Source organism: Nonomuraea sp. NPDC059023, from assembly GCF_042740095.1.
Classification (GTDB): domain Bacteria; phylum Actinomycetota; class Actinomycetes; order Streptosporangiales; family Streptosporangiaceae; genus Nonomuraea.
The window spans coordinates 24,957-47,845 of record NZ_JBHYIO010000015.1 but is presented as its reverse complement, the minus strand read 5'-3'; the positions used below and the strand labels follow the sequence as shown (position 1 = coordinate 47,845).

Here is a 22,889-nt window from a genome sequence, read left to right as displayed (position 1 = left end):
CGTGCTGCACGGACGCTCCTCTGAACTGGCCGCCGTCGACCGGCTCGTCCGGGCCGCGCGAGCCGGCGGCAGCGGCGTCCTGGTCCTGCGCGGCGAGCCGGGCATCGGTAAGTCCGCGCTGCTCGACAGCGCCGCCGCCACCGCTTCGGGCATGCGGGTGCTGCGCGGCTGCGGGATCGAGTTCGAGGCCGAACTGCCCTTCGCCGGGCTCCACCTGCTGCTCCGGCCGGTGCTCGACGGGGTGGCAGGCCTGCCGGCGCCGCAGCGGCGGGCGCTGGAGAGCGCGTTCGGGCTGGGGCCTGCCGTACCCGCCGACCGGATGCTCGTCGGGCTGGCCGTCCTGTCGCTGCTGTCGGAGCTGGCCGCCGAGGTGCCGCTGCTCTGCCTGGTCGACGACGCGCAGTGGCTCGACCGGCCCTCCGCGGAGGCGCTGCTGTTCGCGGCCAGGCGGCTGGGCGCCGAGTCCACCGCCATCATCTTCGCGGCCCGCGACGGGAAGCCCGCCTTCGCCGCGCCCGGCCTGCCCTCGCTCTCCCTGACCGGGCTCGCGCCGCAGGACGCCGCCGCCCTGGTCGACGAGCGCGACGCCACGCTGGCGCCGGACGTGCGCGCCCGCGTACTGGCCGAGGCCGCCGGCAACCCGCTCGCCCTAATCGAACTGCCCCTCGTGCTCGACGTGGGCGCCTGCGGACCCCTGCCCCTGACCGACCGGCTCCAGGCCGCCTTCCACGGTCAGGTCGCCCGCCTGCCCGCGCCGACGCGCGCACTGCTCCTGCTCGCCGCCGCCGACGACAGCGGCGAACTCGCCGTGATCCTGCGCGCCGCGCCCCATGATGTACGGCACCTGCCGCCCGCGATCGAGGCCGGCCTGATCCGCCTCGACGAGGCCGACCGGCGGCTCGCCTTCCGCCACCCCCTGGTCCGCGCCGCCGTCTACCAGGGCGCCACCCTCGACCAGCGCCTCGCCGCCCACCGCGCCCTGGCCGACGCGCTGGCCGGGACCGAACGCGCCGACCTGCGCGCCTGGCACCTGGCCGCCGCCGCCACCGGCACGGACGAGCGGGCCGCGGCAGAACTGGAGCGCGCCGCCGCCCAGGCCGCCGAGCGCAACGGCCACGCCGCCGCGGCCGCCGCCTACGAGCGCGCCGCCGAACTCAGCCCGCCCGCCCGCGGCCGGCTGTTCGTCCAGGCGGCCGAGGCGGCGCTGGCCGCCGGCGAGCTGGACCGGGCGCGCAGCCTGGCCGAACGCGCCCGCCCCGAACTCCACGACACCCCGCCGAGCCCTGAGGCGCGCGACACGCCGTTGAGCCGGAGGCTCGCCCGCGCGCTCGCCGCCGCCCTGTCCGGGCAGGGCGCCTTCCGGCAGGCCAACCTCGTGCTCATCGAGCAGGTCGCGGCGGGCAGGGACGACGACCCCGACGCCGCGCTCGGCACGCTCATGGACGCGGTCGGCAACGCCTGGTTCGCCGGGGACCGGGACATGGTCGCGCGCACCGCCGACCAGCTCGACGCCATCGGCGGGGGAGCGGGGCCGCTCCGGCTGGTCCAGGACTGGATCGTCTCGCTGGCCATGGAGCGCTCCACGGAGGGACTGCCGCCCATGGGCGAGGTCGTGGCCGCCGCCCGCCGCGGGCACGCCCGGCCGCTCCACCTCATGCACATCGCCGGGCTCGGCCTCATCGCGGGCCTCGACTACCAGGCGTACGACCTGATGGCCGAGGTCACCGCCGAGAGCAGGGCGGCGGGGACGATCGGCCTGCTGCCACCGGCCCTGTACCACCTGGCGGTCGCGGAGAGCACGCTCGGCCGGCACCGCGACGCCGCGGGCAGCGCCACCGAGGCGCTCACGATCGCGGAGGACACCGGCCAGTGGCAGTGGAGCAGCCTGTCCGCCGGCGTGCTCGCCTATCTCGCGGCCATCGAGGGGGACGAGGAGCGCTGCCGCGCCCTGGCCGCGCGGACCAGGTCGTCCTCCGACGGGAAGATCTTCTCGCCGGGCGCGCCACGGGCCGGCTGGGCGCTCGGGCTGCTCGACCTCGCCCACGGACGGGCCGAACGGGCGCTGGAGCACCTGGAACGGGTGGCCGAAGGCCCCGCCCGTCACCAGCTACCCGGTCAGCGGTGCGCTCCCGACCTGGTGGAGGCGGCGGTGCGGCTGGGCAGCCCGGAGCGGGCGGCGGAGCCGTACCGGCGATTCGCGGAGCTCGCGCGGCGGCTGCGGCGGGCCGCGGTCGGCGCGCTCGCCGAGCGGTGCGCCGCGCTGCTGGAGCCCGGCGCCGAGGAGCACTATCGCGCCGCGCTTCACCTGCACGAGCAGGACAGCAGGACGTTCGAGCACGCGCGCACCGAACTGCTCTACGGCGAGTGGCTGCGGCGCGCCCGACGCAAGGCGGAGGCGCGCACGCACCTGACCGCGGCGCTGGAGCGCTTCGACCGCGTCGGCGCCCGGCCGTGGGCCGAACGCGCCGACGCCGAACTGCACGCCACCGGTCTCACCATCCGCCGCGCGGCCCCCGGCGTGCTCGCCGGGCTGACCCCGCAAGAGCTACAGATCGTACGGCTGGCCGCGCAGGGCCTGTCCAACCGGGACATCGCCGCCCAGCTGTTCATCAGCCCGCGCACGGTGGGTCACCACCTCTACAAGGCCTTCCCCAAGCTGGGTGTCGCCTCGCGCGCCGAGCTGGCCGGCCTGCCCCTCCACGACTGAACGACGAGCCGCCGCACCGCCGGGGCCGCCCCGACGACGTACCCGCCGATCCCGGCCGCCACCAGCACGCCGAGCCTGCCCAGGTCCCCTTCGGCGAACGTCAGCACTCCCAGGCCGTTGACCAGGAACCCGGTCACGAACAACCAGGCCATTCCGGCGGCGGCCAGCGCCACGAGCAGGCTCCGCCCCCACAGGGAGTAGGCGCCGACCAGCAACGCCACCACCGCCGTCCGGGCCGCGGCCTCCGGGAACAGCGGCGCGGCCACCGCGCAGGACAACACGGCCGTGACGAAAGCGCCGACGACCAACCCACCGAGCGGCAAGGTACGCATACATCCAGGTAACACCGCAGGTCAGCCGATGTCCGCTATCTATACGCCTTCCCCTCGCAACGCATACGCGTTATTGACACCGTTACTTCCATGCGATGTCGGCGAAGTCCGTCGGCGGGCGGCCGAGCGCCCGCTGGACGCCGTCGGACAGGTAGGCGTCCATCCCCAGGCGGGCAGGGGCGATCGCGGCGGCGTACCCCTCGGCGTCGGCCACCGGCCAGCCCTCCTTCACCAGTTCGGCCACGAACGCCTCCGGGTCCACATCCACATAGCTCAGCGGCAGGCCGTTCGCCGCGGAGTAGGCGGCGGCCGCCTCGGCCATGGTCAGCGCGCGTGGCCCCGACAGCTCGTACACCTGCCCGGCATGTCCCTCACCGGTCAGCGCGGCGACCACGACCGCGGCGATGTCGGCGGCGTCCACGAAGGAGACGGCGCCGTCACCGGCCGGGAGCCTGAGCTCGCCGGTGGCCACCGCCTCGTGGAAGAAGCCCTCGCTGAAGTTCTGCGCGAACCAGCCGGGCCGCACGATCGTCCACTCGGCGCCGGACGCGCGCACCGCCTTCTCGCCTTCGGCGTGCGTGGCCCCTACGCCGCTGGTCACGTCGCCGTACCCGGGAACGTCGATGCCGCGCCCCGACAGCAGCACGATCCGCGGCACGCCCAGTTCCACCGCGCGCTCCACGAACGGCCGGGTGAGAAGCTCCCCGTCCAGCGGAACGACGTACACGGCCCGCACGCCCGCCAGCGCCGCGTCCCACGTCGCCCGGTCGCTCCAGTCGAAACGTGTCTCCCCTGAGCGGGAGCCCGCCCGCACCGCGATCCCGCGCTCGCGCAGGAGTGACACCACCCGGCGGCCGGTCGTACCCGTGCCGCCCACTACCAGGATCGGATTCTGTTCGTTCATGCCGACCAGTCAATCCGGCCGTTGTCAGACGCTCCATGGCCGTGACACTCATCTGAATGTCTCAGCGTCTAGAGTCAAGGGCATGGACGCGCTTGCTGATCTGCTGGAAGGGGTACGGGCGCGCGGCGCCACGTTCGGCCGGTCGGTCATGGACACGCCGTGGGCCGTGGGCTTCGCCTCCGGCGCACCGCTGACGCTGACCACGATGATCCGCGGGCAGGCGTGGGTCGTACCGGAGGAGGGCGAACCGCTGCGCCTCGGCCAGGGCGACGTGGCCGTCGTCCGCGGCACCCACACGATCGCCGACCCGCCGGGCACCGCGCCGCGGTTCATGGTGACACCCGGCTCCTACTGCCTGCTCGCGGACGGCACCGAACTCGGCGACGCGCTCACCCTGGGCCCGCGCACCTGCGGCCCGCGCCTCGACGCCGACGCCCTGATGCTCAGCGGCGCCTACGAGGGCCCGATCGGCGAGCGCCTGCTGCGCGCGCTGCCGCCCGCCCTGGTGCTGCCCGCCGGCCGCCACCCGGCCCTCGACCTCCTCTCCGAGGAGATCGCCGCGGTACGGCCCGGCCAGCAGGCCGTCCTCGACCGCCTTCTCGACCTGGCCCTCGTGGCGGCGCTGCGCGCGTGGTTCGACCGCCCCGGCGCGGCCGTGGAGGCGGACCCGGTGGTGGACCGGGCCCTGCGCCTGCTGCACGACAAGCTCGACCGCCCGTGGACGGTGGCGGACCTGGCCGCCGAGACCGGTGTCTCCCGCGCCGCCCTGGCCCGCCGCTTCGCAGCCAGGGTCGGCAGCCCGCCGATGGCCTACCTCGCCGACCGCCGCGTCGAGGTGGCCGCCGACCTGCTGCGCGGCTCCGACGCCACGCTCACCTCCATCGCCAGGAGGGTCGGCTACTCCGACGCCTTCACGCTCAGCGTCGCCTTCAAACGCCTGCGCGGCGTCACCCCGAGCGAACACCGCGCCGCCGCATACCCGGCATAGTCTGAGATCCCTACCGCGGAGGGGCAACCGTGATCAACAAAGTGTTCGATCAGGAGTATCTGCGCGACCCGCACGGCGTCTACGCCAAGCTCAGGCGAGAGCAGCCCGTGGCCCACACCGTCACCTCCCAGGGCGTCCGGGTATGGCTGGTGACCAGGTACGAGGACGTCAGGGCCGCGCTCAACGACCCGCGCCTGAGCAAGGACTTCCCCCGCAATCCCCACATCATGAAGGCCAACGAGATCGAGGGCGGCGACAGCAGCGGCGCCGCCGCCGTGGTCCCCGACAACATGCTCTTCTCCGACCCGCCCGACCACGAACGCCTGCGCCGCCTGGTCGTCAAGGCCTTCACCGCCGGTCGCGTCCGTGCGATGCGCCCCAGGATCGAGGAGCTCAGCTCCGGCCTCCTCGACGGGCTGGGCGGCGAGTTCGACCTGATCAAGGAGTACGCGGTCCAGCTGCCCGCCATGGTCGTCGGCGAACTGCTCGGCATCCCCGAGCCCGACTGGCCCCAGGTGATCCGCTGGTCCAACACCACGATCGAGGGCTCCGCGCTCGACCCCGGCGAGGTGGTGGCCGCCGCCCAGGCCACCATCGCCTACCTGGGCGAGTTGTGCGCCGCCAAGCGCGACAACCCGGGCGACGACCTGATCAGCGCCATGGTCCAGACCCGGATGACGGAGTCCGAGCTGGTCAGCACGTCGTGGCTGCTGCTCGTCGCCGGGCACGAGACGACCGTGCACCTGATCGCCAACGGCATGCTCGCGCTGCTGAGCCGTCCCGACCAGTTCGCCGCCCTGCGCGCCGACCCGGCCCTGGTGCCGCAGGCAGTCGAGGAGTTCTTACGCTTCGACGGCCCCCTCAGCACCTCCACCTACCGCTTCACCACCGAACCGGTGACGATCGGCGGCACCGACATCCCGGCCGGAGCGCTCGTCCTGGTCTCCCTGCTGTCGGCCAACCGCGACGCCGGGCAGTACGAGCGGGCCGACGAACTCGACGTCACCCGCGATCCCGGCCAGCACCTGGCCTTCGGCCACGGCATCCACTACTGCCTGGGCGCCCCGCTGGCCCGCGTCGAGGGCGAGATCGCCTTCAGGCATCTGCTGGAGCGCTTCCCCGACCTGGAACTCGCCTCGGCCGAGGTCACGTGGCGCCCCGGCATGCTCATGCACGGACTGGAACGCCTGCCGGTGCGGACCGGATCGCCCTCCACCCGAACGTGACGCTCCCGGCCAGCAGTACCGCCCCCGACAGCACCCCGCTGACGAACGGCACCCAGGCCAGGCCCGCCGTGGCGGCCATGACCAGCCCGGCCACGCCGAGCACGGTCAGCACCGCGCCGGGCACCGCGATGGCCCAGTCCTTCCAGATCGGCGCCAGCGCGACGAAGTGCACACCGACGACGAACGCCACCCAGGCCACGTTGGCCTGGGTCGGCACTCCCCACGCGGCCAGCACCCGCAGGCCGCCGAAGAGCAGCACCGCCTCCGCCGCCACGACGACGAGGTAACCCTTCCCGAACATGCCCGGCCCCTGCTCCCGTACGGGCCGCTCCCTCCTGACCGCCACGAACCACATCGCCACGACGCTCGCGGCGGCGAGGCCGGCGAGAACCCGCAGAACGGCCGCCACCGCCCCGCCGAGCGGCTCCTGCGCGTTGACGACGACGAACACCGCGCCGAAGACGGCGCCCACCAGCAATCCAGACATACGCTGCATGCCCTTCATTGAAGGCTTCGCCGCGAGGTCCGCGCGCGGGGGCTGGACCGAGGGCGAGGTAGTGCTCGCCCTACCTCACCGCTCCCCGGACAAAGGCGAGCACCGCCAGTACGCGCCGGTTGACGTCGTCGGTGGCAGGCAGGCCGAGCTTGGCGAACACCCCGGCCACGTGCTTGCCGACGGCCGCCTCGGAGATCGACAACGCACGGGCCACGGCACTGTTGGAGCGCCCCTCCGCGATCAGCGCGAGCACCTCGCGCTCACGCGGGCTCAGCTTGGGCACCGGATCGGTGACCTCCCTGGCCCTGGCCCAGGTCTGCTCGAACAGCGCGATCAGAATGCTGATCATGCTCTGCTGCCTGATCAGCAGCGCGCCGGGCGATCCGTCGACCGGCGTGATCCTTACAAAAGCCACCGCACGATCAAACACGAGCATCTGCTGGATCGGCTCGTCGATGACACGGTGCTGGTCCCCGGCCGCGTGCAGTTCCCGGAGCCGGGCCGCCTTGCGCGGATCGTCCAGGACACTGGCGTGCACGACCGTCCGCATCGTCATGCCGCGCTCCAGCGAGTCGAGCACCTCGCGCCGGTTGCGCTGCTCGGCCCGCCCGGTGTCCGTGGCGCCGATGGGCTGCATGGCCCGCAGCTCACGCGAGGTCCGCGCCAGCTCCGTGATGCGCAGCCTGACCTGCTCGCTGTCCTCAAGCCGCTCGACCTCGACGGGCAGGCCGCGCAACTCACCGACGATCTCTTCGAGCTGCCGGGCGAGCCGCCCGAGTGACGCCCGCTCCTCCACGTGCCCCCCTTGTCCCCCGACCCTCTCACAGGGCGTTTCACTGTACGGCGGGCCACCGTTCCCCGAGATCAGCGACCCTGCACGCGGCCGCTATTCCCTGGACCTCCGCGTGCACGCGGCCGCTTTACCCGAGATCAGCTTTTGCCGCCGCCTTCGACGCCGCAGAGGGCGGTGTCGAAGGCGGCGATGAGGCGGGCACGCGGCTTGCCGTCGGCCGTCCCCGTCACGTACACGGTCGCCGTGCGCCCCGAGCGGTCCCGCCCGCTGAAGGTGGAGGTGCCCGGGAGGTCACCGGCGTGCCCCCACATCGGGCCGCAGCTGAGCGGGATCTCCATCACGCCGTGGCCGTAGCGCGAACCCTTGGGCCAGCCCGGATCCGCCACCGGCACGAACCGCTCCGCCTTCACCGACCTGGCCCGCCAGAACCGGTCGAGGTCGCGCGGCGTGGACACCAGCCCGCCGCTGGGACCGAACTCATAGCCGGGCAACCGGGTCACGTCGACAACCCCGTCCTTGGGCCGGAGCGGATGCACGCCGTAAGCGTGCGCGTGCGGCCCCCGGATCTTGGTCTCGCCCTTGGCGGGCCAGTAGGTGTCGCGCATGCCGAGCGGCTCGAACACCAGCTCCCGGCTGACCGCCCGGAAGTCCCGCCCGGTGGCCGCCTGGATGACCATCCCGAGAACCAGGTAGTTGGTGTTGGAGTAGGCGAACCTCCCCCGAGGCGTGGGATCGAGGGTCAGCGCCAGCTTGAGCAGATCCTGCTTCCCGATCTTCGACCAGTCGGCGGCGGCGGAGAAGTCGGCCAGCCCGCTGGTCTGCCGCAGAAGCATCCGGACGGTGATCTCCCGCCCGTCGATCCCCTTGCCATGAACGACACCGGGCAGATAACGCTCGACCGGTTCGTCCAGCTCCACCTTCCCCTGATCGGCCAGCTTCAGCACCGTGGCCGCGATGATCGGCTTGCTGACACTGGCGACCCTGAACCGCCCGTCCGCACCGGGCATCGGCTTGCGGGTGCCACGCTCCGCCGTACCTGCCTTGACGGTACGAGCCTTGCCATCCCGATCCCGCACGTACGCCACCGCGCCAGGGAACTCCGGCGCGGCGGTCAGCTGATCCAGACGGGTCTGCAAAGAGGGCGCGGCAACGGCGAACGCGGGCGCCACGGGCGCCAGGGCGACGGGAACGGCGATCACAAGGGCCAGCAGGCGGCGCGACATTCGGTGCTCCTTGGGGGTCGAAGAGGTACCTCGACCTTCCCGCGGCACCCACCCGCGCCACAGTCACGGCACCACCCAAGCTCCCAGTAGGGCTGTCCCTACACCCCCGCCGGGCCCCGGGGCTCACATGTCGGCGATGAGCTTGTCCACCCGCTCGTCCACGCTGCGGAACGGGTCCTTGCACAGCACCGTGCGCTGGGCCTGGTCGTTCAGCTTGAGGTGCACCCAGTCGACGGTGTAGTCGCGGCGCTTCTCCTGCGCCCTGCGGATGAACTCGCCGCGCAGCCGCGCCCTGGTCGTCTGCGGCGGCACCGACTTGGCCTCGAAGATCTTCAGGTCGGAAGTCACGCGCTCCACCGCGCCGCGCTTCTGCAGCAGGTAGTACAGGCCGCGTTTGCGGTGCACGTCGTGGTAGGCCAGGTCGAGCTGGGCCACGCGCGGCGAGGACAGCGGCAGGTCGTACTTCTTGCGGTACCGCTCGATCAGCTGATATTTCGTGACCCAGTCGATCTCGCGCGAGACCAGGTCGAGGTTGCCGGTCTCGACCGCGCGCAGCGTGCGCTCCCACAACTCCAGCACCCGGTGGGCGATCGGGTCGCCGCCCCGCCGGTCGACGAAGTCCCTGGCCTTGGACAGGTACTCCTGCTGGATCTCCAGAGCGGACGCCTCGCGCCCGTTGGCCAGCCGTACCCGCCGCCGCCCGGTGAAGTCGTGGGAGATCTCGCGGATGGCCCTGATCGGGTTCTCCAGCGACAGGTCGCGCAGCACCGTGCCCGCCTCGATCATGCGCAGAACCAGGTCGGTCGCGCCGACCTTGAGCAGCGTCGTGGTCTCGCCCATGTTGGAGTCGCCGACGATGATGTGCAGGCGGCGGTACCGCTCGGCGTCGGCGAGCGGCTCGTCGCGCGTGTTGATGATCGGCCTGGAACGCGTGGTCGCCGACGAGATGCTCTCCCAGATGTGCTCGGCCCGCTGCGACACGCAGTAGACCGCCCCGCGCGGCGTCTGCAGCACCTTGCCCGCGCCGCAGATGATCTGCCGGGTGACCAGGAACGGGATCAGCACGTCGGTCAGCCGGCCGAACTCGCCGTCCCGTTCCACCGAATAGTTCTCGTGGCAGCCGTAGGAGTTCCCGGCCGAGTCGGTGTTGTTCTTGAAGAGATAGATGTCGCCGGCGATGCCCTCCTCGCGCAGCCGCCTCTCGGCGTCGACGAGAAGGCCCTCCAGGATCCGCTCGCCCGCCTTGTCGTGCGTGACCAGTTCGACGACGTTGTCACACTCGGGGGTGGCGTACTCGGGATGGCTGCCCACGTCCAGGTACAGACGCGCGCCGTTGCGGAGGAACACGTTGCTTGACCGGCCCCAGGACACGACTCGCCGGAACAGGTATCTGGCCACCTCGTCGGGGGATAGCCGGCGCTGCCCCCGGAATGTGAACGTGGTGCCGTACTCGTTCTCCAGGCCGAGGATGCGACGATCCATTAGCTCAGACTATTCTCCCGGCGCCCGCAGTGGGGGAGGGCTGGCATCCAACGTTGGGCGATCAACAAAAAACACCCCGTAGCGATCTTCGCTTCGGGGTGTTCTGGTTGTTCAATAAAGGTGGTCAGGGGCAGGGTCGAACTGCCGACCTTCCGCTTTTCAGGCGGACGCTCGTACCAACTGAGCTACCTGACCCAGAGCGGTCCTGACGGGACTTGAACCCGCGACCTCCACCTTGACAGGGTGGCGAGCACTCCAAACTGCTCTACAGGACCTTGTTCGCTCGGCCTCGCGGCCTCGCTTAGCTTACCAGTGTTTCGGTGGTCTTCGACCAGCCGGTTTCCGGTGAAGCCGTGCCCCCAACGGGATTCGAACCCGTGCCGCCGCCTTGAAAGGGCGGTGTCCTAGGCCGCTAGACGATGGGGGCTCAGGATTCGCATCCTGTTCCTGACGTCTTCCGTCGGAGACCTCTGAAGCATAGGGGACGATTGCCCCTCATGCCAAAGTGGCGGACCGGCGGCCGGCGTCGTCGTGCCTGTGACCGATCCCGCTGGCGACGGGGCGTTCGTTGGCTCTGGAGAAATCATACGTCGAGGGTTCTGCTCCACGTGACGCTGGATGTGCACCGACTGCTCCCCGAGGCCGCCGAGCGTGACATCGTCCCAGGCCTGGAGGCGTCTGGTCTTCTTGTCGAAGTACAGAACAGAGGCTTGGACGGGGGTCGGTTCGGCGTGTTCGAGGGCGCGCAGGCCGGCTCCGCCGGTGGAGCCCTGGACCAGGACGCGACTGCCGGAGGGCAGGACGGTGGTCGATCTCTGGTGGGAGTGGCCGGTCAGGATCATCGGCGCGTATCCGGAGAATCCCTTGGCGATGGTCGGGTCGTGGACCGCGACGAGGTCGGGTGGGGCGGCGGCCTGCCGTACCGCGTGGGAGCGGCCGAACTGCTCCAGGCGGGACAGGTCCGGGTCGACGGGTACGGATTTGTCGGGCGTGAAGCGGGGGTCACCGAGGCCGTAGATGCGCAGGCCGTTCACCTCGGCGGTCTTGTCGTCGAGGACGATGGCGTTCTTCTGCTGGGCGACGGCCTTCTGCGTGATGGCCGAGTCGTGATTGCCGCGCACGAAGACGTACGGCACGCCGAGCTTGCCGATCTCCTCGACGAACTTGTTCTCCGGCTTGCTGCCATGGTCGGAGATGTCCCCGGTGTCCACGATGAGGTCCACCTTGAACTGGTCGGTCATGGAGCGGATGACGTTCCAGGCGATGGGGTTGAGGTGGATGTCGGAGACGTGCAGGACCCGGATCGAGGTGGGGTCGGCGTCGTAAACGGGCAGGTCGCGCACGGTGTCGTACAACTTGGAGACGTTGGTGACCAACTTGGTGAGCTGGGCGCGGTACGACTCGAACTTGGTCACGATCGACTCGGCGCTGCCCACCAGCGAGGGCGCGGCGGCGATGATCCCGGAGTAGCGGGGTTCGAGGACGGAGTTGGGCTTGAACGTGGCGGCCGCGAGCGTGCCGGTGCCCGCCAAAGCCACGGAGGCCACCAGAAGCCCCATCAGGGCCACTCTGGGGCGCCGGAAGACCAGAACGGTGGTCACCAGGGCGCCCGCACCCGCGCACAGCAGTGAGCGGATGATCAGCAGGGTCACGCCCTCGCGCAGGTCGCGTTCGAGGATGCCGGGCAGCCGGTCGGCCAGGCGCGGGTCCTCGATGAGCGCTCTGGCCTGCTCCTGGTCGATGTTCTCGAGCGTGATGCGCAGGCGCAGCGGCGCGTCGTGGGTGCGGAAGGTGAGCGTGCCGAGCGGGCTCGCGTCGACGATCGTCTCGCCCTTCCAGGCAGGTCGAAGGGACATTCCTGTTTCTACCGGGCCGATCTGGGCGGGGACCGTACCGCTGAGGACGATGCCCAGCCATGCGCCCACCGCCGCGACGAACAGGACCGCGACGGAGGTGACCCATCTGGACTTCAGGTACTTCATACGCTTTCTTGCTTACCTGACGGACAGGGCAGAATGGAAACTGTGATCGAGGTTCCGCGGGAGAAGTTCGAGGAACTCGTGGCCGAGGCATTGGACACGATTCCGTCGGAGCTGACCAGGCTCATGGACAACGTCGTGGTTGTGGTGGTCGATGACCCGCCGGAGCCCGACCTCCTCGGGCTGTACACCGGTATCCCCCTGACCGAGCGTGGCGACTGGTACGCAGGAGTCTTGCCCGACCGCATCGAGATCTACCGCAATCCGATCTGCCAGATGTGCGACACCGAAGACGACGTGGTGGAAGAAGTCCAGATCACCGTTGTGCACGAGATCGCTCATCATTTCGGGATTGATGACGCCAGACTTCACGAGCTCGGCTGGTAAGCCCTCCTCGGCGATTACAGTTTGCAAGTGCTTGGAAGCTTTCGGTTGCGGCGTGCCAGGTGATCGGGCACCTTAGGTGACATACCGAACACACTGAGTCAGGCGCAGCGGAGTCCGATGGGGGCCAGGCTTCCGGGGCGGCACAGACGTGCCGCCGAGCGACAGGCGACGTATGGCGAGGTCATCGCCATACGCGAATTCCGCGCGCTCTGGTACGCGCAAGGTCTGTCCCTGCTCGGGGACCAGCTTGCCCAGGTGGCGCTGGCCGTACTGGTATATGACCGGACGAAGTCCGCGGCCGCCACCGCGGCCGTCTACGCGCTCACCTACCTGCCGTCGATCCTCGGCGGGCCGCTGCTCGCCGGACTCGCCGACCGGTTCGCCAGACGCGGCGTCATGATCACGTGCGACGTCCTGCGGGCGCTGCTGGTCGCGGGCATGGCCGTGCCGGGCATGCCGTTCCCGGTCCTGTGCGGGCTGGTGTTCTTCGTCGTGCTGCTCAGCGCGCCGTTCTCGGCCGCGCGGGCGGCGCTGCTGCCCGAGATCCTGGTCGGTGACCGCTATGTCGCCGGCTCGGCGCTGCAGAACATGACCAACCAGGCTGTCCAGATGCTCGGGTTCGCCGCGGGTGGCGCGCTGATCGCGACGCTCGGGCCGTACCGCGCGCTCGCTCTCGACGCGGCGACCTTCCTCGCCTCCGCGCTGATCCTCGTCTCCGGGGTACGGCGGCGCGCGGCCGCGACCCGCGAAGGTGCGAAACCATCCATGTGGACCATGACCCGGGCTGGAGCCGGGCTCGTGTTCGGCGACAAGAAGTTGCGGACGCTGGTGCTGTTCGCGTGGCTCTGCGGCTTCTACGTGCTTCCTGAGGGCATCGCCGTACCGTATGCGGCGACTTTGAACTCGGAGCTGCCTGTCGCCGTCGTCACCGGCCTGCTGATGGCGGCGATGCCGACGGGCACGGTGCTGGGCGGGTTCCTTTTCAGCAGGTTCGTCACGCCATCGGGGCGCCTGCGCATGATGGGGTGGATGGCGATGCTGAGCTGCGCCCCGCTCATCCTGTCGGCGATGCGGCCGCCGCTGGCCGTCGTGCTGGCGCTGTGGATCCTGTCCGGCATCGGAGGCGCCTATCAGCTCGCGGCCAATGCCGCGTTCGTACAGTGTGTCCCGGCCGAACGCCGGGGTCAGGCGTTCGGCCTGGTGCAGTCGGGGCTGATGGCCGTGCAGGGCATCGGCATCCTGATCGGCGGATTCGCCGCGGAGAGACTCGGTCCGGAGCCGGTGGTCGCGCTGGCCGGGGTCATGGGAGTGACCTCCGCGGCCGTGCTCGCCATGGTCTGGACCGAGTCCCGCGGTGACATCGCCGCCCGGGTGCGCGCCCGGGCCACCGCCTGATCACTGCTGCCAGACGTCGTCGTTCTTCTTGGCCTGCTGCTTGCCGATCAGGTCCTGGACGATCGACTCGTTCCTGCCCTCTTCGGGGATGAGGAGCCAGCCGATGGCGTAGAGGCCGACGCCCAGGCCGCCGAACAGGGTCGCGACCGCGAGGCCGATCCGGATGAGGTTGGCGTCGATCCCCACGTACTCGCCGACACCGGCGCAAACACCACCGGCGATCTTGCCCTTGTTGGTCCGACGCAGCTGCTTAATGTTCGATTCGCTCATGCCTCAACACTGCCCTGGGACCCGGCGTTCGCACATCGGGATTCCCCCTGGTAGAACCCTGGTAGCCCCCTACGCGAGGAGAGGACCGTCATGGAAGACCTGCTGCGCATAGACGATCGGCTCAACCCTGACCAGCGCCTGATCCGTGACACCGTCACGTCTTTCGTCACCGACCGCATCCTCCCCGACGTGGCCGACTGGTTCGAACAGGGCACCTTCCCCGCCCGCGAGCTCGCCCCCGTTCTGGGCGAACTGGGCCTGCTCGGCATGCATCTGGAGGGGTACGGCTGCGCCGGCACCGACGCCACCTCCTACGGCGTGGCCTGCCGTGAGCTGGAGGCGGGCGACTCCGGATTGCGGTCGTTCGTCTCGGTTCAGGGTTCCCTGGCGATGTTCCCCATCTGGAAGTACGGCTCCGCCGAGCAGAAGGAGGAATGGCTCCCGCGCATGGCGGCCGGCGAGGCGATCGGCTGCTTCGGCCTGACCGAGCCCGACCACGGCTCCGACCCCTCCAACATGCGCACCTTCGCCAAGCGCGACGGCTCCGACTGGATACTCAACGGCGCCAAGATGTGGATCACCAACGGGTCGATCGCGGACGTGGCGGTGGTGTGGGCGCAGACCGACGAGGGCATCAGGGGTTTCGTCGTCCCGACCGACACGCCCGGCTTCTCCGCCCCTGAGATCCACAAGAAATTGTCCCTGAGGGCATCGGTGACCTCGTCCCTCTACTTCGACGATGTCCGCCTGCCGTCGAGCGCCGTCCTCCCCGAAGTCTCCGGCCTGAAGGGCCCCCTGTCCTGCCTGTCCGAAGCCCGCTTCGGCATCCTCTGGGGCGTCGTGGGCGCCGCCCGCGCCTGCCTGGAATCCGCCGTCGACTACTCCAAGACCCGAGTCCAGTTCGGCAAGCCGATCGGCGCGTTCCAGCTGACCCAGGAAAAGCTCGCCTGGATGTACGTCGGCACCGCCCAGGCCTCCCTGACCGCCTTCCACCTGGGAGCCCTGAAAGACGCCGGCAACCTGAACCCCCGCCAGGTCAGCTTCGGCAAACTGGCCAACGTCCGCGCCGCCCTGGACATCGCCCGCCAGGCCCGCTCGATCCTGGGCGGAAACGGCATCACCCTCGAATACCCGGTGATCCGCCACATGAACAACCTCGAAAGCGTCCTGACGTACGAGGGGACGCAGGAAATCCACACCCTGGTCCTGGGCGAAGCCCTGACCGGCCTGTCCGCCTACCGCTGACCTGCCTGCCCCGCACCGGACGTTCGTGGGCCGGTGCGGGCCGCGTACGTTATCGTGACCGGCGGGAAGCCGGTCGCGTACTGACGGGTAACCTCGGTACGCTGCATGTTGCAAGGGGCGTTAGCTCAATTGGCAGAGCTGCGGACTTTTAATCCGTAGGTTCCGGGTTCGAGCCCCGGGCGCCCTACCCTCAAAAACCGCATCTGACCTGGGGTTTCTCGATTCTGGATCTTCTTCTGGCGGCCGAAAATGGCCGAGTCAGTGCTCGCACAGTGCTCTTCGGCACGGGTCCGGCACGCGGGCGAACCCACGGTAGGCGTGCGTGCGTCCCCCGGACCCCCTCAGGTCAAGCCAGACCCGCCGGAAGCGCAAGAGAAGGTCATGACAGACGGGGTCGGGGGCGACATATGTCCAACTTGATCCCAGGCCCGCCCAACCGCGTGTAAAACCGCCTCCGGTCAGGCGGAGCATCGTCGTCGCAGTTGCCCCGTTCTGCACCCATCTGTTCCCTTGGGTGGCAGCGGGCGCGCGGAACGAGGCGCGGTGGGCCGGTCGCGCTGACTGGCCTTGCGAGCCGCCTCGAAACCTGGCAGGTCAAGCCCGACCCGCCAGAAGGGCAAAGGAAGGGCGTCGCGGAAGGGGTGGCGGGCAGCTTGTGCCCGGCTTGACCGCAGGCCCGTCCAAGGAACGGCAAAGCCGCTTGGGGTCGGGCAGGGCGGCTTTCATAGTGGCTGCCGTTCTGACCTCCTCTGCGGAACGGGATCTGCGCATGATCGTTCGCTTTACTCTTGTGGGATGTACGGTCTTGGCCCTGTTCGCCGCCCCGGCGGCGGCTGCCGCCCCTGGCTCTGGCTGGAGTAGCCGGACCTCCGAGGGCAGCGTCCGCGTTTCGGCCGATCGCAACCACATCACCGTGTGCGACCTGGCGGACGACAGCTACAAGGTTGAGGCCGAGTACGCTACTTCGATGCTCGGCATCTACACCGTGGCCGACGACAATGGGGCCCGGTTCGGGTGCGGCAGCGACCGCACATTCATCTCCCGCATCGATGTCTTCAAGCTCTGCGTCACCCGCAACGGGTTCCGGCAGTGTGAGGGCTCCGTCTGGATCAAGCGGCGGTAGGTGGGTTAGCTGGCCAGTTCGGTGCGCAGGTAGTCGGTGAAGTCCTGCACGTGGCGGTTGTCGCCGTAGGGCTGCAGGCGGGTGGCGAAGTCGTGCAGGTGGGCGGTGGCGCGGGTGGAGGTGAGGTCTTTGGCGGAGGTGACGGCGGCGCGGGCGTGTTCCAGGGCTGCCTCGATTTCGCTCATGCCGAGGTAGCCTTCGGCGACGCTGATCTGCGTGAGCAGGATGGAGCGTGGGTATCGGGTGCCGAAGGCGGCGATGGCTTCCTGCTGGCGGGTCACACCACGCTGGAATTCATCTGCGCCGCGCCAGCAGCGTCCCCCTTCTCCGGCTAGTTCCGCTTCGCCGAAGTGGGCGACCCAGACGGGGTCGCGGTCGGTGGTGCCCTTGCTGAAGTGATGCTCGGCCTGGCTGAGGTGTGCGGCAACCAGTCGTTTGGCGTCTGAAGTGGCTGCGGTTGTTTCGGCGGGGCGGGCGGAGTGGGCAAAGGCCAGTCGCAGGTTCAGCCGGGCTTGGGCTCGGGCTGGCGCGTCGGCTCGTACCCCGGCGTCGACGGCGGCGCTGGCCAGCCTGATCGCCCATCGGCCGTGGCCCAGTTCGCATGCCTGCTGGGCCATGGTGGCCAGGATCCAGGCGGCGGTGAGGTTGTCGCCGGCCTGTTTGGCCAGGTTCAAGGCTTGCCCGAAGTGGGCTTGGGCTTGGCCTTGGTGGCCGAGGTCGAAGGCCATCCATCCGGCCGTCTGGGTGATGACCGCCGCTGCGCTCAGCAGTTCGGCACGTACCTGTTCTGAAGCTGAGCCCTGCAGCAGCGGGGCCAAGGTGGTGTTCATGAAGTCGGTGACGGCGGGACGTACGAGCCCGGCCCCGAATTGGTGATCCATGCGTACGAAGGCGTGGTGTGCTTCGCGCACGCGTTGCACGTCGGCCATGCCGACCGTGATGCTCTTTCCTGTTGCGTGTTGGGCGGTGGCTGGGGCTTGGTCGAATTGCCAGGCCAGTAGCCATTCTCCCAGCGCTGCCGGGACGAAGGGCAGCGCGACGAGCAGGTGTCTGCGTGATGGGTCCATTTCAAACCTCCACAACTGCCTGGCTGTCTCCACGCTGGGTGCGTGAAGCATGGGCTCGGCCAATCCCGCCTGGGCCATGGCCATGTCGGCGCATGGCGTGAGGGAGGGACATGCGGTGACCTGGAACCAGGCATCGACCTCACCCTGCTCGGCGCCCCACTGTTCGGCCACCACCGTGCGGTAGTACGGCCGGACGTTCTGGGTGCCGCGTTCCCAGCGGGCCCAGGTGCTGAGGGAGACGCCGATCTGTTCGGCGGCCCGTTCCTGGGTCAGGCCGCGCTGCAGCCGTGCCCGGATCAGGCCGGGGCGGGACGGCTTGACTGGCCCGCCCTCGGGGGAAGGGTTTTGCTGTTCTGGTTGGTGGGTCACCACGCCACGCTCCCTCAGCATTTAGGGGACCACACAGCATGCGCCGCCTCCAACCCCCGTCTCCAGCCTGACCGGGAAACGCCCTGCAAACGCCCTACCCGCCTACCGGGCGTCACCTGGGCGCGGTCAACGCCCAGGTGACGCTCTTCCGCAGGACGTCCGGCAGCGGGTTCCATTGGTGACCGTCACCCGGCGTGACCAAGACGCGGTGGGTGGCCGGAATCCGGTCCGGGAGTCAGGACATCTCCTGGATTCTTCGGGCCAGCGGTTCGGGGCCGTGTCGCCTCGTGCGGAACTGGGAGCTAGCCGAGCCTCCGTCATCCGCGGCGCGACATCTGGTACGGCTCGGCCAGCTCGGGGTGCTGGCCGATCAACCGAGGAGGACACAGCTGATGTTCGAGAGTTAGCGAGGCGATGATGGCGATCTACTCCTTTCCACCCACCCAACTACTTCAGCCGGTCGGCATCCTGCACCTGGCGCGCAGCGACCGGGCCCCGTATCTGGCCCGGGAAGCTGTCAGCGCATGGCTGGGGCGCGCGCATCCCGTCACGGAGATCACGGTGCTGGCCGCCTCGGAACTGGTCACCAACGCTGTCCGGTACGCCGACACCAGCCGCACCGGGAACAGCAGCGGGAACGGCGAGGGTGACGGCAGTCAAGGCTCGATCACGCTCAAGCTGTGTCAAGGTGCCGACTGCCTGCGGCTGGGCGTCACCGATCCCGGCTCGTCCTGCTCCAAGCCATCGGCCATCCCGCTGCAGGTGCCGAGCCTGAACGCCGAGCGCGGTCGGGGGTTGGCGATTGTGCAGGCGCTGTCGCGTAACCGGTGGGGCAGCTTCCGGCTGCCGGTCACCGGTGGGCGCGTGGTGTGGTGCCATCTCGACCTCAACCCGACCCCGGCCCAGATCGAGGAGTTGTTTCTCGCCCCGGTGTAGCCGGCCAGACCTCACATCACCTTCAGACTCGTGCTGGCCGATCGAGAAAGGGCGGAGAACCGTCGTGCGCCGTCATCACCTGCTCATGCTCATCCCGGTACTGGTCACGGCCGCGTTCCTCGGCTGGATCACCGCCGCGCCCGGCAGCATCCCCATGCCGGTAACGGTGGTGGTGCTCATCGGCGGGCCGAGCCTGTTCGCGGGGGTCGTGCTCGGGCGCCGCTGGCGGCTGCGCCGCAAGGCGCTCAACGGCCGTTCGCTGTTCGGCCCCTGACCCCGCCCTTCTTCCCTTCCGCGTCTTCCCTCATTCGTTTCGTGAACGGAATTGTCATGCACCGACGCCATCTGATCAATGGGCTGCTGCTGGCCTTCACCGCCGCTTTCGCGATCTTCTCCGTGATAGCTCCCGCCGGGGTAGTCCGGCCGGTGGCGCTGGCGGTGCTCGTCCTCATCGTGGCCTGGGTCGTCGGGGTGGTGGTGTGGGCTGGCTACGTCGTGTGGCGGCGTCGCAGGCAGAACCAGCCGTCCGCCTGAAGCCGTCATCCCCGCGCCCCGCTACAGCCGCCGTACGCGCCTGCCAACCCCTTCCCCCTCGACCGTCTTCGGAGTCGACCATGTCCGATCCCGTTCCTTCGGCGACTGCTGCCCAGGCCGCCGTCTATCTGACCGATCTGCAGCGGGTGTTGCAGGCGCGGGGTTTACTCGCGCGGGTGCTGACCGATGCGGGGCGGTTGCCGCGTCTGCGGGTGATCAACCCGGAGGCCACCACGCTGGCCGAGGTCGTGTCGGCTGTGCCGCGGGAGGGTGAGTGGTTGTTCTGGTGGTCGTGGGCGAAGCCGATCGTTGAGGTGGCCTACCCGGACCGGGCGGCCGATCGTGTGGGTCGGGTGCTGGCGGTGGCGGCCCCGGACACCGTCTGACCGGCACGGGACCACGCCGACCGGGGCCGGGTGCTGTGGGCCCCGTGTCGCGGCCCTGTCGTGGCTGTCAGCGGCCGGGGGGTCGGCGGCGATCGGCCCTGTCACCACGATCACCGCCCGTTCGGCGGGGCCGTGGATGGCAGCGCCCTCACTCGCACCGCTCCGATCGGGGTGTCTCTGGCGGTGACATCCCGGCCGGGGCCGGGGCGGGTGACGGCAACCCGTAGTGGCTTCTCGGATGGGTGCCGGGTGGTGGGCGACCGTGACCGGCGTCCTGTCCGAGTCCGAGGTGACCGTGTGATGTGCAGCGCGTGGTCACCTGTGGTGGCTGACTGCGTCCGGCAGTCTGCCACCCACTTGTGCGGCGATCACACGCGGGTCCCCCGCTCGCGTCGATCGTCGCCTGAGGGGCGGTCCCTTGTCTGCTGAGGGAACCATCGCGAACGCCGACGCCGCGATGGGAGGGGCCGCCCCTCGTCAACCGAAAGTGAACCAGCGAGATTTCCGAAGGCTTCTCGGGACAGCAGCCAGCGGGCGGATGCGTAGGCCCGCCTGGCCGTATTCCCGAGAATCGGGTGACCGCGAGCGCCTCAGGCAACCGCGGACGCGGTCACCCCTTGGGGTGGCTGGCCGGATAGCCGAGGAGGTCCGGTCAGCCACCCTCCGGGATAGGCCGGGTGGTTCCCTCCGCCCGGCCAACCGGTGGGCGGCCCCTGTTTTGCGCTGGTGCGGAGCGCGGCTGCACAGGCCGTGAGGCGTAGAAGGGGGCCGCCCACCCCCGAGATCTTCATGATCGTCCGGTAGTGGCACGCTCCCAGTCATCGCGGGTGCCGCTACCGGACCCAGGCCCCCTCTGGCGGGAACGGTTGCGCGCAGGCGACCGTGCCCGTCAAGGGGGAGGGGAGGTGGCTGCTCGGGCCTCCGCTGTGCGGAGAGCAGCCACACCCCTTGGCTGACCGTCCTTGAAGCCCGGTCGGCCAACGCTGATGGTCTGGTGCAGCCGCTGACTCACCAGACCATCGCGGGCGGCTCCAGCAGCGTCACACGTGCGTGGCATCCGGGGTCCACGACACGGCACTGGAGCCGCCACCCCCTCAAACCCTTGAACGTCCGGCAGCGGTGGCGCTACCTCCCTCGCGCCCTGCTGCCGGACCCTCCCGGGGCCTTCGGGACGTAGCGCAAGGCGGGGAGTCACCCTCCCCCTATCGGCCGCTCATCCCGTCCCGAAGCCCTCTCCGTTCCCGCTGCGGGGGAAAGGAGAGAACGGGAAAGGGGAGGTAGGTCAGCGTGCGGCTGACCTACCTCCCCCTTCTGCCACCTGATCGCGGCTCTCTAGCTGGTGGGCAGGTGGATCACCGTCCCACCGGCTTCACCGGATACCGTACCCTTCGCTCCGGCACGGGTGCCCCGGCGAATGGGTGGTAGTGGCCGGGGTGCGGGTGCGGGTGTTCCGGTCAAGAACGCGGCCGTCGCCTCGGCCGCTGCAGCAGCGGCTTCGGGGTAGACGCTGATGTAGGTGTCGCGGGTGAACGACGCCGTGCGGTGCCCGAGCGCCTTTTGCACCAGGACGGCATCCGCCCCGGCCGCGAGCATCGCTGTGGCCGCCAGATGGCGCAGGTCATGCAACCTGATCGGTGGCAGTCCGGCCTGGTAACAGATCGCGTAGAAGCGATCCGTCACATACTGCGGATGCAGAGGCCGGCCGATCTCGTCGGTGAAGACGAACCCGGACTCCACCCACTCCGCCCCCGCGGCCAGCCGCTCCCGCGCCTGCCGCCGTTGATGCTCCTTCAACCAGGTCATCGACTCGGCGTCGACGGCGATCTCCCGATCGCTGGCATCGGTCTTCGGGGTGCCCTGGATCGCGTCCCAGCCGAGCTGAGTGATCTGCCAGTGAATCCCGATCCGCGACGCCTTGTAATCGACATCCGGCTTGCGGATACCTACGCCTTCACCCCGGCGCAGGCCGTTGATCGCATACAGCCGGTACAGGGCGAACAGGCGATCCCTGCGGGCGTGGGCGAGGAACTGCTGGGTCTGCTGCGGGGTCCACACCATCACCGGCGAGGGACGCGGCGCACCGATGTAGGCGACTACCGGGTCGACCCGCTTACCCTCCTTGCCTCCCTTGGCTTCGCGGGCCCGCTTGAGCAGGCCCAGGTGGGTGGCGTGGTCGAGGCGCCACTGGGCGACCCGCTCCTCAGTCCAGACCAGCGGCTTGGGCCGGGAGGCGGTAGCGAGTTCGACGACGGCGGCGGGGTTGAAGTCCAGCAACCGGTCCTGCCGAATGGCGATGTTCAACGCGTGCCGGAGCGTCGCCCGGATGCGGTGCATCGTGCTCGGGCCCACCGGACGCCGATACCGCACCGCCCGCACACGGGCCGGGTCTCCGCTGGTGCGTTCGGTGGCGATGATGTCGTTGAACTCCTCGATCGCGTCGAACATGCCCGCGACGTCCGACACGCGGAGCCGGTCCAGCCGGATGTCACCCAGGTACGGGATCAGATACAGCCGGATGTGCGACTCATACGAGCGCCGGGTGGTGGGCTCGATGGCTCGCTTGCGCTTGAGGAACTCCTCCAGCCATTCGCCGACGGTGATGTGCCGGTTCAGATCTTGATGGGTGCGGACCTTGCGCCGTACTTCTTCGGTGTCGGGAAGCTGCATGGTGGTCTTGAGCACCGACAGCATCAGTGCGGTGACCTGCCTGCGTACGGCCGGGTCGGGGTCCAGGGCGAGCAGGCCGCGGGCGTGATCCAGCTCCGCCTCCGCGTCCTCCAAGGTGAGGAAGCCGCGCCGCCGCAGCGGGGTGCGGCGCTTGCCGTCGGCGTGCGCGGGGAGTTCGAGCTGGTAGGCCCAGGTGCCGTGCGTCGAGCTCCACCGTTTCCCGCCGTTGGCGTGCGTGGTGCGCAGCTTCGGACATGTCTTGCCGATGTTCTTGCCGGTGTCGGGATCGATGCAGGCGCAGATCTTGTGCGTGGTGCCCTTGGCGACGGACACCTCCCTACCTACCGCCTTCGTCGTGCACGGGTCATTCGCCATCGTGA

At 69.8% G+C, this 22,889-nt stretch carries 21 protein-coding genes and 4 tRNA genes; 12 read left to right on the top strand and 13 right to left on the bottom strand.

Features of this window, described 5'->3' with window-relative positions:
- Position 1: 1 nt before the first annotated feature.
- The gene (locus tag ACFWYW_RS25200) at positions 2 to 2,707 is read left to right on the top strand and encodes an AAA family ATPase (RefSeq protein ID WP_379611741.1); all 2,706 of its coding nucleotides are present in this window, start codon (positions 2 to 4) and stop codon (positions 2,705 to 2,707) included.
- Here ACFWYW_RS25200 and ACFWYW_RS25195 read toward each other — a convergent pair.
- Positions 2,638 to 3,039 carry a hypothetical protein gene (locus ACFWYW_RS25195; RefSeq protein ID WP_379611740.1) on the bottom strand — a complete coding sequence of 134 codons (402 nt, stop codon included), beginning with the start codon at positions 3,037 to 3,039 and terminating at the stop codon, positions 2,638 to 2,640. The two genes, ACFWYW_RS25200 and ACFWYW_RS25195, sit on opposite strands and share 70 nt — an antisense overlap.
- A gap of 82 nt (positions 3,040 to 3,121) precedes the next feature.
- Positions 3,122 to 3,943 carry an NAD(P)H-binding protein gene (locus ACFWYW_RS25190; RefSeq protein WP_379611739.1) on the bottom strand — a complete coding sequence of 274 codons (822 nt, stop codon included), beginning with the start codon at positions 3,941 to 3,943 and terminating at the stop codon, positions 3,122 to 3,124.
- An 82-nt stretch (positions 3,944 to 4,025) separates the two neighbouring features.
- Here ACFWYW_RS25190 and ACFWYW_RS25185 point away from each other — a divergent pair, with 82 nt between their 5' ends.
- The gene (locus ACFWYW_RS25185) at positions 4,026 to 4,931 is read left to right on the top strand and encodes an AraC family transcriptional regulator (protein ID WP_379611738.1); all 906 of its coding nucleotides are present in this window, start codon (positions 4,026 to 4,028) and stop codon (positions 4,929 to 4,931) included.
- A 29-nt stretch (positions 4,932 to 4,960) separates the two neighbouring features.
- A complete protein-coding gene (locus tag ACFWYW_RS25180) occupies positions 4,961 to 6,157 on the top strand; it encodes a cytochrome P450 (RefSeq protein WP_379611737.1) in 1,197 nt (398 codons plus the stop codon).
- Here ACFWYW_RS25180 and ACFWYW_RS25175 read toward each other — a convergent pair.
- The 8 genes from ACFWYW_RS25175 to ACFWYW_RS25140 form a co-directional block, all read right to left on the bottom strand.
- Entirely contained in the window at positions 6,099 to 6,653 is a 555-nt protein-coding gene (locus ACFWYW_RS25175) for a hypothetical protein (RefSeq protein WP_379611736.1), read from the bottom strand. The two genes, ACFWYW_RS25180 and ACFWYW_RS25175, sit on opposite strands and share 59 nt — an antisense overlap.
- Before the next feature lie 70 nt (positions 6,654 to 6,723).
- Complete coding sequence (locus ACFWYW_RS25170; protein WP_379611735.1) at positions 6,724 to 7,449, bottom strand: LuxR C-terminal-related transcriptional regulator; 726 nt, start codon at positions 7,447 to 7,449, stop codon at positions 6,724 to 6,726.
- A 134-nt stretch (positions 7,450 to 7,583) separates the two neighbouring features.
- The gene (locus ACFWYW_RS25165; RefSeq protein ID WP_379641080.1) at positions 7,584 to 8,669 is read right to left on the bottom strand and encodes a serine hydrolase domain-containing protein; all 1,086 of its coding nucleotides are present in this window, start codon (positions 8,667 to 8,669) and stop codon (positions 7,584 to 7,586) included.
- Positions 8,670 to 8,792: 123 nt separating this feature from the next.
- A complete protein-coding gene (gene pafA / locus ACFWYW_RS25160; protein WP_379609300.1) occupies positions 8,793 to 10,151 on the bottom strand; it encodes a Pup--protein ligase in 1,359 nt (452 codons plus the stop codon).
- 121 nt (positions 10,152 to 10,272) lie between these two features.
- Positions 10,273 to 10,346, bottom strand: a tRNA-Phe gene (locus ACFWYW_RS25155).
- A gap of 5 nt (positions 10,347 to 10,351) precedes the next feature.
- Positions 10,352 to 10,426: transfer RNA gene (locus ACFWYW_RS25150), tRNA-Asp, on the bottom strand.
- A 79-nt stretch (positions 10,427 to 10,505) separates the two neighbouring features.
- Positions 10,506 to 10,578 (bottom strand) — tRNA-Glu (locus ACFWYW_RS25145).
- The gene (locus ACFWYW_RS25140; protein ID WP_379609302.1) at positions 10,556 to 12,133 is read right to left on the bottom strand and encodes a metallophosphoesterase; all 1,578 of its coding nucleotides are present in this window, start codon (positions 12,131 to 12,133) and stop codon (positions 10,556 to 10,558) included. The genes ACFWYW_RS25145 and ACFWYW_RS25140 overlap by 23 nt, the downstream gene beginning before the upstream one ends.
- A 33-nt stretch (positions 12,134 to 12,166) precedes the next feature.
- Between ACFWYW_RS25140 and ACFWYW_RS25135 the strand changes: the two genes are divergently transcribed.
- A complete protein-coding gene (locus tag ACFWYW_RS25135; RefSeq protein WP_379609304.1) occupies positions 12,167 to 12,517 on the top strand; it encodes a metallopeptidase family protein in 351 nt (116 codons plus the stop codon).
- 117 nt (positions 12,518 to 12,634) lie between these two features.
- Positions 12,635 to 13,912: an MFS transporter gene (locus ACFWYW_RS25130; protein WP_379609305.1), complete on the top strand. Its 1,278-nt coding sequence runs from the start codon at positions 12,635 to 12,637 to the stop codon at positions 13,910 to 13,912.
- Here the strand turns inward: ACFWYW_RS25130 and ACFWYW_RS25125 are convergent, their stop codons facing one another.
- Positions 13,913 to 14,182 (bottom strand): PspC domain-containing protein, encoded by a 270-nt coding sequence (locus ACFWYW_RS25125; RefSeq protein ID WP_379609306.1) that lies wholly within the window; start codon positions 14,180 to 14,182, stop codon positions 13,913 to 13,915.
- Between the two features lie 90 nt (positions 14,183 to 14,272).
- On the opposite strand from ACFWYW_RS25125, the gene ACFWYW_RS25120 reads away from it, so the two are divergent.
- The 3 genes from ACFWYW_RS25120 (at position 14,273) to ACFWYW_RS25110 (ending at position 16,550) form a co-directional block, all read left to right on the top strand.
- Entirely contained in the window at positions 14,273 to 15,427 is a 1,155-nt protein-coding gene (locus tag ACFWYW_RS25120) for an acyl-CoA dehydrogenase family protein (RefSeq protein WP_379609307.1), read from the top strand.
- A gap of 114 nt (positions 15,428 to 15,541) precedes the next feature.
- Positions 15,542 to 15,614, top strand: a tRNA-Lys gene (locus ACFWYW_RS25115).
- 582 nt (positions 15,615 to 16,196) lie between these two features.
- Positions 16,197 to 16,550, top strand: a complete 354-nt coding sequence (locus ACFWYW_RS25110; protein WP_379609308.1) for a hypothetical protein — start codon at positions 16,197 to 16,199, stop codon at positions 16,548 to 16,550.
- A 5-nt stretch (positions 16,551 to 16,555) separates the two neighbouring features.
- On the opposite strand, the gene ACFWYW_RS25105 is transcribed toward ACFWYW_RS25110, so the two are convergent.
- Positions 16,556 to 17,989 carry a helix-turn-helix domain-containing protein gene (locus tag ACFWYW_RS25105; RefSeq protein WP_379609309.1) on the bottom strand — a complete coding sequence of 478 codons (1,434 nt, stop codon included), beginning with the start codon at positions 17,987 to 17,989 and terminating at the stop codon, positions 16,556 to 16,558.
- Between the two features lie 411 nt (positions 17,990 to 18,400).
- On the opposite strand from ACFWYW_RS25105, the gene ACFWYW_RS25100 reads away from it, so the two are divergent.
- The 4 genes from ACFWYW_RS25100 (at position 18,401) to ACFWYW_RS25085 (ending at position 19,842) form a co-directional block, all read left to right on the top strand.
- On the top strand, positions 18,401 to 18,922 hold the full coding sequence (locus ACFWYW_RS25100; protein ID WP_379609310.1) for an ATP-binding protein: 522 nt from the start codon (positions 18,401 to 18,403) through the stop codon (positions 18,920 to 18,922).
- A gap of 64 nt (positions 18,923 to 18,986) precedes the next feature.
- On the top strand, positions 18,987 to 19,196 hold the full coding sequence (locus tag ACFWYW_RS25095; protein WP_379609311.1) for a hypothetical protein: 210 nt from the start codon (positions 18,987 to 18,989) through the stop codon (positions 19,194 to 19,196).
- A gap of 56 nt (positions 19,197 to 19,252) precedes the next feature.
- Entirely contained in the window at positions 19,253 to 19,456 is a 204-nt protein-coding gene (locus ACFWYW_RS25090) for a hypothetical protein (protein WP_379609312.1), read from the top strand.
- A gap of 80 nt (positions 19,457 to 19,536) precedes the next feature.
- Positions 19,537 to 19,842 carry a hypothetical protein gene (locus ACFWYW_RS25085; RefSeq protein WP_379609314.1) on the top strand — a complete coding sequence of 102 codons (306 nt, stop codon included), beginning with the start codon at positions 19,537 to 19,539 and terminating at the stop codon, positions 19,840 to 19,842.
- A gap of 1,332 nt (positions 19,843 to 21,174) precedes the next feature.
- Here the strand turns inward: ACFWYW_RS25085 and xerC are convergent.
- Positions 21,175 to 22,884, bottom strand: a complete 1,710-nt coding sequence (gene xerC, locus ACFWYW_RS25080) for a tyrosine recombinase XerC (RefSeq protein ID WP_379609316.1) — start codon at positions 22,882 to 22,884, stop codon at positions 21,175 to 21,177.
- Positions 22,885 to 22,889: the final 5 nt, after the last annotated feature.